General features: G+C 66.7%; 12 protein-coding genes. 7 read left to right on the top strand and 5 right to left on the bottom strand.

Annotated features, from left to right (window positions below):
• The first annotated feature begins 53 nt into the window (after positions 1-53).
• From U0C82_RS12055 to U0C82_RS12030, 6 genes are read left to right on the top strand one after another with little or no spacing between them, the layout of a single operon-like run.
• Positions 54-1808, top strand: coding sequence for an ABC transporter permease (locus tag U0C82_RS12055; protein ID WP_322187369.1), 1755 nt, complete (start codon positions 54-56; stop codon positions 1806-1808).
• Positions 1801-2877 (top strand): ABC transporter ATP-binding protein, encoded by a 1077-nt coding sequence (locus tag U0C82_RS12050; RefSeq protein ID WP_322187368.1) that lies wholly within the window; start codon positions 1801-1803, stop codon positions 2875-2877. The genes U0C82_RS12055 and U0C82_RS12050 overlap by 8 nt, the downstream gene beginning before the upstream one ends.
• Positions 2878-2931: 54 nt before the next feature.
• Positions 2932-3156: a hypothetical protein gene (locus tag U0C82_RS12045; protein ID WP_322187366.1), complete on the top strand. Its 225-nt coding sequence runs from the start codon at positions 2932-2934 to the stop codon at positions 3154-3156.
• Positions 3157-3215: 59 nt separating this feature from the next.
• Positions 3216-5924, top strand: coding sequence for an aconitate hydratase AcnA (acnA, locus tag U0C82_RS12040; protein ID WP_322187365.1), 2709 nt, complete (start codon positions 3216-3218; stop codon positions 5922-5924).
• Complete coding sequence (locus U0C82_RS12035; protein ID WP_322187364.1) at positions 5921-6214, top strand: aldehyde dehydrogenase family protein; 294 nt, start codon at positions 5921-5923, stop codon at positions 6212-6214. Before acnA ends, U0C82_RS12035 begins: the two co-directional genes overlap by 4 nt.
• Positions 6214-6696: a cupin domain-containing protein gene (locus tag U0C82_RS12030; protein ID WP_322187363.1), complete on the top strand. Its 483-nt coding sequence runs from the start codon at positions 6214-6216 to the stop codon at positions 6694-6696. Before U0C82_RS12035 ends, U0C82_RS12030 begins: the two co-directional genes overlap by 1 nt.
• A gap of 143 nt (positions 6697-6839) precedes the next feature.
• Here U0C82_RS12030 and gyrB read toward each other — a convergent pair whose 3' ends face one another.
• The gene (gyrB, locus tag U0C82_RS12025; RefSeq protein WP_322187362.1) at positions 6840-9278 is read right to left on the bottom strand and encodes a DNA topoisomerase (ATP-hydrolyzing) subunit B; all 2439 of its coding nucleotides are present in this window, start codon (positions 9276-9278) and stop codon (positions 6840-6842) included.
• 329 nt (positions 9279-9607) lie between these two features.
• On the opposite strand from gyrB, the gene U0C82_RS12020 reads away from it, so the two are divergent.
• Entirely contained in the window at positions 9608-11017 is a 1410-nt protein-coding gene (locus tag U0C82_RS12020; RefSeq protein ID WP_322187361.1) for a cytochrome P450, read from the top strand.
• 40 nt (positions 11018-11057) lie between these two features.
• Here U0C82_RS12020 and U0C82_RS12015 read toward each other — a convergent pair whose 3' ends face one another.
• The 4 genes from U0C82_RS12015 to U0C82_RS12000 form a co-directional block, all read right to left on the bottom strand.
• On the bottom strand, positions 11058-11885 hold the full coding sequence (locus tag U0C82_RS12015) for a sulfite exporter TauE/SafE family protein (protein WP_322187360.1): 828 nt from the start codon (positions 11883-11885) through the stop codon (positions 11058-11060).
• Positions 11886-11951: 66 nt separating this feature from the next.
• Complete coding sequence (gene dusA / locus U0C82_RS12010) at positions 11952-12980, bottom strand: tRNA dihydrouridine(20/20a) synthase DusA (protein WP_322187442.1); 1029 nt, start codon at positions 12978-12980, stop codon at positions 11952-11954.
• A 98-nt stretch (positions 12981-13078) separates the two neighbouring features.
• Positions 13079-13420, bottom strand: coding sequence for a hypothetical protein (locus tag U0C82_RS12005; RefSeq protein ID WP_322187359.1), 342 nt, complete (start codon positions 13418-13420; stop codon positions 13079-13081).
• Positions 13420-13878 carry a hypothetical protein gene (locus tag U0C82_RS12000; RefSeq protein WP_322187358.1) on the bottom strand — a complete coding sequence of 153 codons (459 nt, stop codon included), beginning with the start codon at positions 13876-13878 and terminating at the stop codon, positions 13420-13422. The genes U0C82_RS12005 and U0C82_RS12000 overlap by 1 nt, the downstream gene beginning before the upstream one ends.
• Positions 13879-13951: the final 73 nt, after the last annotated feature.

Below are 13951 nucleotides of genomic sequence, written 5' to 3'. Positions count from 1 at the left end.
CCGCGGCGCACCGACGCGCTGCGGCCCCTCCCACTCCGATCAGGGTCCGACCCATGTCCATGAACGCAACAGAGATTGCGCGCGGCCTCGCGCAGGTGGAGCGCGGCGATCCGCCGCCGAAGATCGCGTCCCCGATCGACGCGCGCTGGTACCGCAACATCGCGATCGGGCTCCTGGCGATCGCCGTGCTCGCCCCTGTCGGCCTCATCGTCTACCAGAGCTTCCTCGACGGGCCCTTCTTCAGCCCCCGGTCGAGCGTCAGCCTCGAGGCCTACCGCTACGTCCTGACGGATCCGACCTTCTGGATCGCGCTCCGCACGACGACGATCTTCGCCTTCGGAATGGTCTTCGTGGCCGTTCCGCTCGGCGGCATCCTCGCCTTCCTGCTGACGCGGACGGACATCCGCTTCAAGCGGACGCTCGAGATACTCGTGCTCGTGCCGATGTTCATATCCTCGATCGTGCTCGCATTCGGCTACACGGTCTCGGTCGGCCCGTCCGGCTTCCTGACGATCTGGTTCCGCGAACTCTTCGGCGGCGTGCCCTGGAACCTCTACTCGCTCCCCGGTATCATCCTGATCGCCGGCCTCAGCCACGTGCCGCACGTTTACCTCTACGTCTCGGCAGCGATGCGGAACCTGCCCTCCGACCTCGAGGAGGCGGCTCGCACGAGCGGCGCCTCGATCTGGCAGGTCTCGCGCGACGTCACTTTGCCGATGGTGCTGCCGGCCCTGATCTTCGCGGCGGCCCTGAACCTGCTTCTCGGCTTCGAGACCTTCGGCATCCCGCTCGTCCTCGGCGATCCGAACGGCATCCTCGTCCTGACGACCTACATCTACAAGCTGACGACCTTGTTCGGCGTGCCGACCTACCAGCTCATGGCGGTGGTCGCGATGGTCCTGATCCTGATCACGCTGCCGCTGGTCTTCTTCCAGCGCCGGCTTCTGAGGAACTCCCGCCGCTACGCCGCGCTCGGCGGCAAGGGTGCGCGGGCAACGCCTCTCAAGCTCGGAGGCAACGGCCAGGTCATCGCCCTGACGGGCATCGCGATCTGGCTGCTCGTCTCGGTCGCTCTCCCGATCGGCGGCATCAGCGTTCGCGCCTTCGTCAGCGCATGGGGTCAGGGAATCGACCTCCTCGACTATGTGACGCTGGCCAACTTCGACCGCCTGCTCGAGGTGCCGAGCCTGTCGCGCGGCATCGTCAACACCCTCCTCCTCAGCGTGGTCGGCGGCGCGGCGGCGGTCTTCATCTACCTTCTGGTCGGGCTTGCCGGGCATCGGAACCACGGCACGTCGAACACGGTCCTGGACTATATCGTCCTCCTGCCCCGCGCCCTTCCGGGCCTCGTGATCGGCCTCGCATTCTTCTGGGTCTTCCTGTTCGTCCCGTTCCTGACGCCGCTGCGGCCGACGCTGGTCGCACTCTTCATCGCATACATGGTGGTGGGCCTGTCCTACGGACTGCGGCTGCTGCAGGGAACGCTGATCCAGGTGAGCCCGGAGCTCGAGGAGGCGGCTCGCACTTCCGGTGCCACGATCGGACGCACCTGGCGGGACATCGTCATCCCGATCGTGCGTCCGGGCCTTGCCGGGGCATGGGCGCTCATCATGATCATCTTCCTGCGGGAGTACGCCACCGGCGTCTACCTGATGGGCGCGGGCACCGAGGTCATCGGCTCGCTGATGGTCACCCTCCTCCAGACGGGCGCCATGGACACGATCGCCGCCCTCGCCTTCATCTCCATCATCATGACGGCGGCGGGCCTGACCCTCGCCCTTCGCCTGGGAGCCAAGATCCATGACTGAACTCGTCGTCAAGAACGTCCAGAAGTGGCTGGGCGGACTCCAGATCCTGAAGGGCGCGTCCTTCACCGCTGATCGCGGGTCCATCGTGGCGCTCCTCGGAGCCTCGGGCTCCGGCAAGACGACGCTCCTGCGATGCATCGCGGGCCTCGAGCAGCCCGAGATCGGCCACATCAGGATCGGGGACAAGGTCGCGATGGACTCCGACAAGCGGATCCTCCTGCCTCCCGAGCAGCGCAACATCGGTCTCGTGTTCCAGTCCTACGCTCTCTGGCCGCATCGTACGGTGAAGGAGAATGTCGGCTATGGCCTGAAACTGCGCGGGGTGAACAAGGCCGACATGGATCGGCGCATCCAGCACATCCTGGAGCGTCTCGGTCTCGGTCACCTTGCCGATCGCTATCCGAGCCAGCTTTCCGGCGGCCAGCAGCAGCGCGTGGCGATCTGCCGGGCGCTCGTCTACGAGCCGCGGGTGCTGCTTCTCGACGAGCCTCTGTCGAACCTCGACGCCAAGCTGCGCGAGGAGGCCCGATACTGGATCCGCAAACTGATCCTCGACCTCGAGATCTGCGCCATCCTCGTCACGCATGACCAAACCGAGGCCTTGGCGGCCGCCGACCACATCCTGCTGCTTCAGAACGGACGGATCGTGCAGGAGGGGACCCCGCACGAGATCTATTCGAATCCGACCAGCTTCTACGCGGCGGACTTCCTCGGCGCGAACAACATCGCCCGCGGCAAGCTGCTTTCGATGGACGGCGACGTCGCCCGGATCGGCGGCGAGGGCTGGGAACTCGACGGTGTCGTGCGCGAACGGCAGGGACTGTCCCCTTCCGTCGACGCGCAGGCGGTGATCCGCGTGGAACGGATCACCATCGGCGACGCGCCGGGACCGAACCGCCTGGAGATGCAGCTCGACGACAGCGTCTATCTGGGTGACCGCTGGGAGTATCGCGTGCGGCGTGGCGACTTCGCCGTGAAGGCGAACGGCAATCGACGCCTTCCGGGCGGAAAGGTCTACGCGGAGTTCCCGCCCGAAAGCGTCTGGGTCTTCCCTGCCGCTCAAGGCTGACGAACAGGTGGGCCGGCGGAGAGCCGGCCCCCGAATCCCAACACGGAGAGATCCATGCCCGCCAGGCTGCGCATTGCGCTGATCCACGCCACCCCGATCGCGGTCGATCCGATCCGGCAGGCCTTCGCTTCCGGATCGGCCGACGCCGAGACCGTCAATATCTTGGACGACAGCCTGTCGCTCGACCGGGCCGCCGCGCCCGGCGCCGGGTTCCGCTCCGGTTGCTGGACCGACGTCGACGCGGACGGCGTCCTCGTCTCGTCCGGCCGCCTGTCCTGACGGAGGGCACGGTGAACGGAGGCAGAGCTTCGGGAAGCCATCGAGCGTCCGACGACGATATGGCGTCGGTTGTCGCCAGCGTCATGGTGGACGGTCGCCACCATGCTCTGATCGACCTTCGTGCCGCGTTCGGTCCGGCGCTGGATCGGATGCCCTGGGTCATTCGCATCCTGGCCGAGAACGTCCTTCGCCATGCCGCGATTGCCGAAATGGAGGATTTCACCCCTGCCTTTTTAGGATGGCTCGGGCATGGACGCAGCGAAACTGAGATAGCCTTCCGACCGTCCCGCATCCTGATGCACGACACGACGTGCGTTCCCGCGCTCGTGGACATTGCCGGCATGCGCGACGCGCTGGCGGAGGCGGGCCTCGATCCCGCACTCCTTCGACCGGCGATCCCGATCGACGTGTCGGTGGACCACTCCGTCGCGGTGGACCGCTATGGCACGCCGAACGCCCTGGGGGCCAACATGGCGATCGAGCTCGAACGGAATGCCGAACGCTACCGCCTGATGAAATGGGCGACGATCGCCCTGCCCGGCCTGCGTGTGAACCCTCCTGGCACAGGCATCATGCACACGCTGAACCTGGAGCAGCTCGCCACGGTCAGCCGAACCGCCGAGATCGGGGACCGGCCCTGGGTGTTCCCCGACACGCTGATCGGCACCGACAGCCACACTCCGATGATCAACGGCATCGGGGTCCTTGGCTGGGGTGTCGGGGGTCTCGAGGCGGAGGGCGTGATGCTCGGCATGCCAGTCATGCTGCGCCTGCCGGAGGTCGTCGGCGTCCGCCTCGTCGGATCCCTGCCGGAGGGCGTGCTGTCGACCGACCTCGCGCTCGCCGTCACTCAGCGCCTCCGCGCCCATGGTGTGACGGGCGAGTTCGTCGAGTTCTTCGGGCCCGGCGTGTCGACGCTGTCGGCCGGGGACCGTGCCGTCGTCGCCAACATGGCGCCCGAATACGGCGCGACGACCGGGTTCTTCCCGGTCGACGAGCGGACGATCGACTACCTGCGAACGACAGGCCGTCCCTCGTCCGTCGTCGAACGCGCCGAGGTCGCGACAAGACGGCAAGGCCTGTGGTTCGATCCCGACGCCGTTCCGACCTACACCGCGACCGTCGACCTCGACCTTTCGACGCTGGCGCCCAGCCTCGCGGGACCTCGGCGGCCGCAGGACCTTCTGTCCCCCCGGGATGCGCGCGCGTCGGTGGAGGCGGCGATCGCCCGCCCGCTCGCCGAGGGATCGCTCCACGGCACGACGACCCCGGATGGCGCCGTCGCCATCGCGGCCATCACGAGCTGCACGAACACCACGGATCCCCGCTTGCTTCTGGCGGCCGGGTTGGTGGCTCGGAAGGCCCGTGCGCTCGGCATACGCCCTGCGCCCTGGGTGAAGACCTCGCTCGCGCCGGGCTCGCCGGCAGCCGAACGGTATCTGCGACGCGCCGGGCTCCTCGACGACCTCGCCTCGATCGGCTTCGACATTGTCGGTTTCGGTTGCACGACATGCATCGGCAATTCCGGCCCCCTGCCCGTCGCGGTCGAGGATGCACTGGACAAAGGCGGGACGGCCGTCGCCGTCCTGTCGGGCAATCGCAATTTCCCCGGACGCGTGCATCCGCGCCTGGACCTCGGCTTCCTCGCCTCGCCCCCGATGGTCATCGCCTACGCTTTGGCCGGGGACATCGTGAAGGATGTGACGAAGGATCCGCTCGCAAGGACCGCAGGCGGCACTCCGGTGTTCCTTTCCGACCTGTGGCCGACCTCGGCCGAGATCGATCGTGCCTGCGCGAACGCGATCGACCTTGCCGATTTCCCGGAAGCCTTCGCCGAGGCGGCGGCGAGCCGGGCCTGGCGTGAACTCGACGCGCCGACCGGCAAACGTTTCCCGTGGGACGACGCCTCGACTTACATTCGCCGTCCACCCTTCACGAAAGGAGCAGGACGGACCCGGCTCGGCTCCTACACCGCAGTGCCTCTTCTGGTGCTGGGCGACGACATCACCACCGACCACATCTCCCCTGCCGGCAAAATCATGCCGGGGTCCGAAGCGGCACAGCATCTCGTCGAGGAAGGTGAAGACCCCTCGGATCTCAACGTGTTCGCATCACGGCGAGGGAACTTCGAGGCCATGGTCCGCGGCCTCTTTGACAACCGCTCCGTCTCCAATGCGTTGGTTGCCGAACTGCGTGGCGCGCGGACATTGCACGCTGCCAGCGGGACACGCGTCAGCCTACGGGAAGCCGCCGAACTCTACGAGGCGGAAGGAACGTCCGTCGTGATCGTCGCGGGCGAGCGGTACGGGATGGGCTCGTCCCGGGATTGGGCTGCGAAAGGCGTCGCGCTTCTTGGCGTGCGCGCGGTGATCGCCTCGAGCTTCGAGCGGATCCACCGTACGAACCTCATCGCCATGGGCGTCCTTCCTCTCGAACTGCCGGCCGGATCGCATCCCTCCTCCCTGGGGTTGTCGGCAAAGGCCACGATCGAGATCGACGTCCCGCTCGACCGTCTGTCGCCGCGGACGGGCGTGCCGATCCGCATCGTCCGCGCCGATGGCTCGGTCCTGTGTGTCGATGCGGTCGCCGCGGTCGAGACCGGGCTCGAGGTGAGCCAGCTTGCGGCAGGCGGCATCGTTCCGCTGATCCTCGACAGGCTCGGCGCGAGCGCATCCGACGACCGGCAGCGCGGGCTGGCGGCTTCACCGACGCTCACACCTCGTCCCGACAACCTCATGTCTGCGGCCCTTCGGGGAATCGATCGATGATCACGTCCAACAACCGTGCAACCGGCGAGGAACTCGCGCGCGACGAGTTCCAGTCCGACGCGGAGATCGAGAAGTGTGCGGCGACCTGCGACGTCTACGTCGACCTCAGGGAAGCGGCCAAGGTCGCGGCGAAGGCGCGATCCATCAATGTCGGCCAGTCCTGCGTGAACGCCAGGCGCTTCAGCGTCGGGGAGAGCGTCGCGGACCGCTTCGTCGAGCTGTTCGTCGCCGGCGTGCGAGCCCTCAAGGTCGGCGACCTCACCGCGCAGACCGAACGGAAGGCGACCTGATGAGCCAGAAGCCCCACATCTTCCGCCCCGACGAGATCGAGGCACACGAGCGCGGCGGCGGAGCCCGCACGATACCCCTCGTCAATCGCGCGTCGGGGACGACGAGTTTCATCAACGGCATCACGGTGTTCGAACCGGGTGCGGCGATCCCGGTCCACAGCCATAATTGCGAAGAAAGCGTCATCCTCCTCGAGGGCAACGCCATCGCCGAGATCGACGGCGAGCGGCACGCGCTGAAGGCGCAAGACACGACCTTCATCCCTGCCAACCTGCCGCATCGCTTCATCAACGCCTCGGACACCGAACCGATGAAGATCCTCTGGATCTACGCCGACGTCGACGCGACCCGCACGATCGTCGTGACCGGCGACACGCGCACCATCGACGCCGAACACAGCGCAAGGTCCGTCACCGCGGCGAGCTCCGACGTTCCCCGGGATCGCGGGGATCCGCCCCATGCAGATAAGGCAGCCGGCCGCTGAGAGTGGTGCGCGCTCCCTGGGGCTTGGACGGCGCACGCAAGAGACGTCGCTTCGTAAAGGCGCAGGCAGCGCGATCACGCAAATCATCAACGCAACCGGGTATCGATGAGCTCCGATCACTGGAGAACACATCGACGGGCCGATCAGATGTCGAGATTGGCGACCGAAAGCGCGTTGTCTTGGATGAACTCGCGGCGCGGCGCGACCTCGTCGCCCATCAGCTGTGCGAACAGATTGTCGGCATCCGTCGCATCCTGCACCTTGACCCGCACCAGCGTGCGCGCGTCGGGATCGAGCGTCGTCTCCCAGAGCTGATCCGAGTTCATTTCGCCGAGCCCCTTGTAGCGCTGGGTCGAAATTCCCTTCCGGCCGACCTCGAACACGGTAATCAGCAACTGCAGCGGCCCGGCCATGTCGCGCACCGTATCCTTGCGGGCGAGCGTCGGGACGCCGCCGTCATAGACCTCCTTGAGGCGCGGGGCGTGACGCATCAGCGCCAGCGCATCGCCCGAATGGAGGAGCGCCGCATCGAGATTCTGGACTTCCGTCACGCCGCGCACGGTGCGCCGGAAGCGGTAGCCGCCGTCGACGGCCTCGCCCGTCCAGCCCCGCTCGGTCTCGTCGGCGATGAGGTCGAGACGCTCGGCGATGCGCTGCGCGGTCGCCGGCCCGTCCTGCGGATGATCGGCGACCTCCGGCGAAAGCGCCCCGAGGATCGAGGCCTGTTCCACCACCGAGCGGTCATAGCGTGAATGAAGACCGGACAGGATCGAGCGTATCGACAGCGCATCGTCGACGACGGCGCGCAGATCGCGGCCGGTCCTCACCTCGCCCGACGACAGGGTCAGCGAGGCATCGTCGAGACCGCCCTCGATCAGATAGTTCTCGAGCGCCTTCTCGTCCTTCAGATATTGGCTCTGCTTGCCGCGCGCCACCTTATAGAGCGGCGGCTGCGCGATGTAGATGTGGCCGCGCTCGATCAGTTCCGGCATCTGGCGGAAGAAGAAGGTGAGGAGCAGCGTGCGGATATGGGCGCCGTCGACGTCGGCGTCCGTCATGATGATGATCTTGTGGTAGCGCAGCTTGTCGATGTTGAACTCGTCCTTGCCGATCGAGGTGCCGAGGGCGGTGATCAGGGTGCCGATCTGGTCGGAGCCGAGCATGCGGTCGAACCGGGCCCGCTCCACATTCAGGATCTTGCCGCGAAGCGGCAGGATCGCCTGGTTCTTGCGCGACCGGCCGCCCTTGGCGGAGCCGCCCGCCGAATCGCCCTCGACGATGAAGATTTCGGATTTCGCCGGATCGCGCTCCTGGCAGTCGGCGAGCTTTCCGGGCAGCGAGGTGATGTCGAGCGCGCCCTTGCGGCGCGTGAGCTCGCGGGCGCGCCGTGCCGCATCGCGCGCGGCGGCGGCCTCCACCACCTTGCCGATGACGATCCTGGCCTCTTGCGGGTTCTCCTCGAACCACTCGGCCAGCGCCGAGCTGACCAGATTCTCGACCACCGGCCGCACTTCGGACGAGACCAGCTTGTCCTTGGTCTGGGAGGAGAATTTCGGGTCCGGAACCTTGACCGACAGGATGCAGGAGAGGCCTTCGCGACAGTCGTCGCCGGTCAGGGTGACCTTCTCCTTCTTCATGATGCCGGACGATTCGGCGTAGCCGGTCACCTGCCGGGTCAGCGCGCCGCGGAAGCCGGCGAGATGGGTTCCGCCGTCCCGCTGCGGAATATTGTTGGTGAAGCAGAGGACATTCTCGTTGTAGGAATCGTTCCACCACATGGCGACTTCGACCGTGATGCCGTCCTTCTCGCCGGTGAGGGCGATCGGCGCCGAGATGATCGGCTTCTTGGCCCGGTCGACATAGCGCACGAAGGCCTCGAGCCCGCCTTCATAGTACAGCTCCACCTTCTTCTCGTCGGCCGGGCGCTTGTCCGTGAGGATGATGCGGACGCCGGAATTGAGGAAGGCGAGTTCGCGCAGGCGGTGCTCGAGCGTCGCATAATCGAAGCTGGTGACGCCCTGGAACGTGTCGTGTGACGGCTGGAAGGTGATTTCCGTGCCGGTCGCCCCGCCCGAATCGCCGGTGACCGCGAGCGGCCCGTCGGCAACGCCATGGCTGAACGCCATCTCGAAGACCTTGCCCTTCTGGCGGACCTTGAGCTTCAGCCAGACCGAAAGCGCGTTGACCACCGAAACGCCGACGCCATGGAGACCGCCGGAGACCTTGTAGGAGTTCTGGTCGAACTTGCCGCCGGCATGCAGCTGGGTCATGATGACCTCGGCCGCCGAAATGCCCTCGCCGGTATGGATACCGGTCGGGATGCCGCGCCCATTGTCGGACACCGAGCAGGAACCGTCCGCGTTGAGCGTCACCGTCACGAAGTCGGCGTGACCGGCAAGTGCCTCGTCCACCGCATTGTCGACCACCTCGTAGACCATGTGGTGGAGGCCCGAGCCATCATCCGTATCGCCGATATACATGCCCGGTCGCTTGCGCACCGCGTCGAGGCCCTTCAGGACCTTGATGGAGTCGGCACCGTATTCGGCAGGAACGCCGGCGGACAGATCGTTGGCTGCGGACATGGTCTTCCTTGCATTCATTCGAAGGCGCGTGTGCGAAACGGCACGCACCCCGGCGACGAATCGCCTCTATCGACCTCTAGTATATAAAGACTTGAGGCATAGGATGAAAGCGGCTTGACACTTTCGCGGTCAGGCCGTCCACGGATCGATGACAGCTGGGCCTTGGCGTCTGGACTTGCATAGATTTCCTGCCGGGTAACGCCCTGTCCGTCCAACGCAGGCATAGGGTCCTCTCCCCGCGTCCACGCGCCCCGCTCGACGCGGCGGTGCGGCGAACCCATATTCAAGAATATCGAAACGCTCCCGCAACGAAACGGCGATTTTCCTTCATGTCCAATGCCTTGCATGCCGCCGACACGCTCGTCTCGCCGGACGTCCCGTCAAGACCCCGTCCCTTCCGGGCACCGGCGCCGGTGCCCCATTCCGAGCCGCTCGGCTTTTTCGGGTTCCTGAAGACCGCATCGCGCAATCCCATCGAAATCTGGGGCACGCGGGCCTTCAAGGAGCCGTACATCGTCGGAAGCTGGCTCGGCGTCCCGAACATCGTCGTGAACGATCCGAAGGCCGTGCGACATCTTCTCGTCGACAATGCGAAGAATTACGTCATGCAGCCCCTGCGCCAGCGCATCCTGCGGCCGCTGCTGCGCGACGGGCTCCTGACGGCGGAAGGCCAGCTCTGGCGGCGGACGCGCAAGGCGATCGCCCCGATCTTCACGCCGCGCCACATCGCCGGCTTCACCGAACCCATGGCCGCCCGCTCGCAGAAAGCGCAGGAGCGGCTGAGCGGGATGGCGGGCCAGACCGTCGACATCAGCCACGAGACGACGCTGCTGACGTTCGACATCCTGCAGGCGACGCTCTTTTCCGACGATATCGCCTCCGAACCGGACGCGTTTGCCCGCTCGACGAGTGATTTCCTCGGCTCGATGGGCCGCGTCGATCCGCTGGACCTTCTTGGTGCGCCGGACTTTCTCCCGCGTTTCCGGCGCATGCGCGGCCGCAAGTCCATGAACTATTTCCGCCAGCTGATCGCCGAGACGATCGAGAAGCGCAAGCGTCAGCTGGACCGCGACCCGGACGGCGCGCCGCCGGATCTGCTCACGCTTCTCCTCAAGGCGGACGGGCTGTCGCGCGACGAGATCGAGGACAATATCATCACCTTCATCGGCGCCGGTCACGAGACCACGGCGCGCTCGCTCGCCTGGACCTTCTATCTTCTCAGCCAGGCACCGGACGAGCGGCGGATGGTCGAGGAGGAAATCGACCGTGTGGTTCCGACGCTGGACCATCCGAGCCAATATCTCGACGCCCTGCCCCGCACCCGCGCGGTGTTCGAGGAATCCATGCGGCTCTATCCGCCCGCGCCTTCGCTGAACCGCACGGCGCTCCAGGCCGATCAGTTCAACGACCTGACGATCCCGGCGGGCTCGACGGTTCTGATCATGCCGTGGCTCATCCACCGCCACGAGATGCTCTGGGACCGGCCGGACCATTTCATTCCGGACCGGTTCATGCCCGGAAATCGCGACGCGCTCGATCGCTACCAGTACCTGCCGTTCGGCGTCGGGCCGCGCATCTGCATCGGGGCGAGCTTCGCCCTGCAGGAAGCGGTGATCGCGCTGGCGGTCCTGATGCGGGATCTGCGCTTCGATTATGACGGCCGCAACCAGCCGAACGTCGTCCAGCGCATCACCGTACAGCCCGAAAACGGCTTGCCGATGAAGATCAGCCGGCGCTGATCCGTCGGGTGCGGCTCGCCGTCGTGACGATCCCGGCGCCTCAGACGAGGCTGATGGCGAAACGGGCCGCCACGACGAGCAGGAACAGGCCGAACCCGACCTCGAGTTTCCGGCGCGACAGGCGATGGGCGAGCGAGGCACCGAGCGGCACGGCGACCAGCGAGACGGGCGCGATCAGGGCGACGGTCGCAAGACTGACGAAACCGAGGCTGTAGGGCGGCAGGTCGGGCTCGCCCCAGCCGCCATACACGTAGGTGAGAACGCCGGGTATGGCGATCAGCGCACCGACACCGGCGCTGGTGGCGACGGCCTGAATCATCGGCCGGCCGTACAGCGTCATGAACGTGTTGTTGAGCACCCCGCCGCCGATCCCGATGAGCGCCGACAGAAAGCCGATGAGCACCCCGGCCAGCGAGCGACCGGCAAGCCCCGGGAGGGCCTTCCCGATCGTCCATTCGATGCGGCCGAACAAGAGCTTGAGCGCGATCACGAAGGCAAGGACCGCGAAGATTCCCCGCAGCGTCACCGACGATGCGCTGGCGGCGAGGACGGCGCCCGCGATCGAGCCTGCGGGGACGGCGACCAGCCATTCCTTCAGGAGCGTTCGATCGACCGCGTCGCGGCTGAGATGGGCTGCGAGCGAGCGGACCGAGGTCGGGACGATGATCGCGATCGACGTTCCGACCGCGACATGCATCGCCACCGTCTCCGGAATCGCGAGCCATTGATAGGTCTGGTAGAGCACCGGCACGTAGATGGCGCCGCCTCCGATGCCGAAGAGCCCGGCGAGAAATCCCGCAAGCGCCGCGGCAAGGGCGAGCGCGCCGACGATGGCGGCAAGGCTCTGGTAATCGAACGCATCAATCATGGGGCCCGGCGCTCCGGCGGTCGATCGCTTCGCGCAGGCTCGAACGACAGCCGATGGGATCGGGTCTCACGCGGCGTTCCGGGCTGTGTCCGGCAGGCGGACGGCCGCGAACGCCTCGCGGATGACGGCGGGCGACGCACCGGCTTTCGGCGCTTCGGACGACAGGATCTGGCGCCAGCGCCGCGCGCCCGGCAGGCCGTTGAACAGGCCGAGCATGTGCCGGGTCACCTGGTTCAGCCGGCCGCCCGACGCGATGTGGCGCGCCGCATAGGCTTCCATCGCGGCAATCAGCGCCGGATAGTCGATCGGGCTGTGATCGGCGCCGTAGAACAGAGGGTCCACATCGGCCAGCACCTCCGGCGTCTGGTAGGCGGCGCGCCCCATCATGATGCCGTCGAGACCCAATTCCGCCGCGATGTTCCGGGAATCTTGCACCGATGTCAGGCCGCCGTTCAATCCGATGAACTCGCCTGGAAGCGTCGCCTTGAGGCGGGCGACCCGCCCATAATCGAGCGGCGGAATGTCCCGGTTCTCCCGGGGGCTCAGCCCCTGGAGCCAGGCCTTGCGCGCATGCACCCAGATCGCCGACACCCCGGCCCGGACCGCCTCTTGCGCCAGCCGATCCAGCGCGTCCTCGATATCCTGATCGTCGACCCCGAGCCGGCACTTGACCGTGACGGGCACCGCGCCGGCAGCATCCCGCATGGCCGCCAGGCAATCGCCGACCAGCGCCGGCTCGCGCATCAGGCAGGCGCCGAACGTGCCCGATTGCACCCGGTCCGACGGACAGCCGACATTGAGGTTGACCTCGTCATAGCCCCAGTCGCGCGCGATCGTGACGGCCGCTGCGAGCTTCTGCGGATCGGAGCCACCCAGCTGGAGCGCGACCGGATGCTCGGCCTCGCTGTAGTCGAGCAGCCGCTCGCGCGGCCCGTGGATGATCGCGTCGGCCACGATCATCTCGGTGTACAGCAGCGCGTGGCCGGTCAATTGCCGGTGGAAGAAACGACAATGGCGATCGGTCCAGTCGATCATGGGGGCAACGGCAAAGAGCGGCCCTGCGCCGTACAGCGCTGCGTCCTGCTTCCTCGGCATTTCGGCCATGGTTTCCTCGTGCTGTTTCGGCGACATCTATCGCGGACCGCGTGGCCCCTCTTACAGCGAAACCGGCCGGGTCGGCAAAGGCGGATCGGTCAGGTCCGTCGGCGATCCTTCTGGCGCAGGGTCTCGAGCTCCTCCAGATCGGATTGCAGTTTCCGGCGCTCGTTCTCGCGCCGTTCCTGATCCTCCGTCAGGACGATCCTGTGAATTTCGGCCACCTTCGCATGGATTTCGCCGATCAGCTGCTCGATCGTCGCGCGCGGGTAGCGGTCCGCCGTCGGCTGGAAGACTGCGACCTCTGCCGCGCGCGTCTGGTCCTGCGCCGCCTTCCGGCCCTTGTGGCGCTCGGCGAAATAGGTGTCGACCAGCCGCATGACGACGATCAGCCCGGTGACGCACGCCGCGACATAGCCCATGATCTCCGCCAACGGCATCAGCCTCGGCTCCCCTGACGGAACGCCCGGCCATCGTTCCAGCCGGCCTCCTTCGTCGCCCGGTACATGCCGACCATCTCGGCGAGGACGCAGGCATAATAGGCGCCGGCGCCCACGGCGTCGGTGCCCGACATTTGCAGTCCGTACGCGACAACCGCCCAGAGCGGCATGGTTGCGAGCGAGGCGAACACCCGGACATGCGGCGACTTGCGCCAGCCGCCATTGACGACGAGCAGCAACAGCCGGCAGCCACCGCCGACGAGGCAGAAGAGCTGCCACGCCTCGATGCGCGCCCAACTCGTCATGACGGAGACGGCCGGGCTTTCGAACGTTCCGCCATGGGCCAGCGTCAGGCCCCAGTCGAGAAGCCAGATCGTCAGCAGCCATTCGGCCAGCCGGTCGCACACCGAATGCCAGACGCCGCGCAGGACGTTAAGGCATCCACGCCCAACGGGCACCTTGCGAATCGTCCGCCACGGCATGCGGTCGCCGCGGCATGGAAGAGGATGGTTCATCGGCGGGACGCACCCG

Source organism: Fulvimarina uroteuthidis (genome assembly GCF_034321785.1).
Taxonomy (GTDB): Bacteria; Pseudomonadota; Alphaproteobacteria; order Rhizobiales; family Rhizobiaceae; genus Fulvimarina; species Fulvimarina uroteuthidis.
This window is presented reverse-complemented; position numbering and strand designations above follow the sequence as displayed.

Bases quoted from the DNA above. Each gene is read 5' to 3' on its own strand.
- dusA (WP_322187442.1), bottom strand. From the start codon at position 12,980: ATGCCGAGGAAGCAGGACGCAGCGCTGTACGGCGCAGGGCCGCTCTTT.
- U0C82_RS12030 (WP_322187363.1), top strand. From the start codon at position 6,214: ATGAGCCAGAAGCCCCACATCTTCCGCCCCGACGAGATCGAGGCACAC.
- U0C82_RS12045 (WP_322187366.1), top strand. From the start codon at position 2,932: ATGCCCGCCAGGCTGCGCATTGCGCTGATCCACGCCACCCCGATCGCG.
- U0C82_RS12055 (WP_322187369.1), top strand. From the start codon at position 54: ATGTCCATGAACGCAACAGAGATTGCGCGCGGCCTCGCGCAGGTGGAG.
- U0C82_RS12050 (WP_322187368.1), top strand. From the start codon at position 1,801: ATGACTGAACTCGTCGTCAAGAACGTCCAGAAGTGGCTGGGCGGACTC.
- gyrB (WP_322187362.1), bottom strand. From the start codon at position 9,278: ATGTCCGCAGCCAACGATCTGTCCGCCGGCGTTCCTGCCGAATACGGT.
- acnA (WP_322187365.1), top strand. From the start codon at position 3,216: ATGGCGTCGGTTGTCGCCAGCGTCATGGTGGACGGTCGCCACCATGCT.
- U0C82_RS12035 (WP_322187364.1), top strand. From the start codon at position 5,921: ATGATCACGTCCAACAACCGTGCAACCGGCGAGGAACTCGCGCGCGAC.
- U0C82_RS12015 (WP_322187360.1), bottom strand. From the start codon at position 11,885: ATGATTGATGCGTTCGATTACCAGAGCCTTGCCGCCATCGTCGGCGCG.
- U0C82_RS12005 (WP_322187359.1), bottom strand. From the start codon at position 13,420: ATGCCGTTGGCGGAGATCATGGGCTATGTCGCGGCGTGCGTCACCGGG.
- U0C82_RS12020 (WP_322187361.1), top strand. From the start codon at position 9,608: ATGTCCAATGCCTTGCATGCCGCCGACACGCTCGTCTCGCCGGACGTC.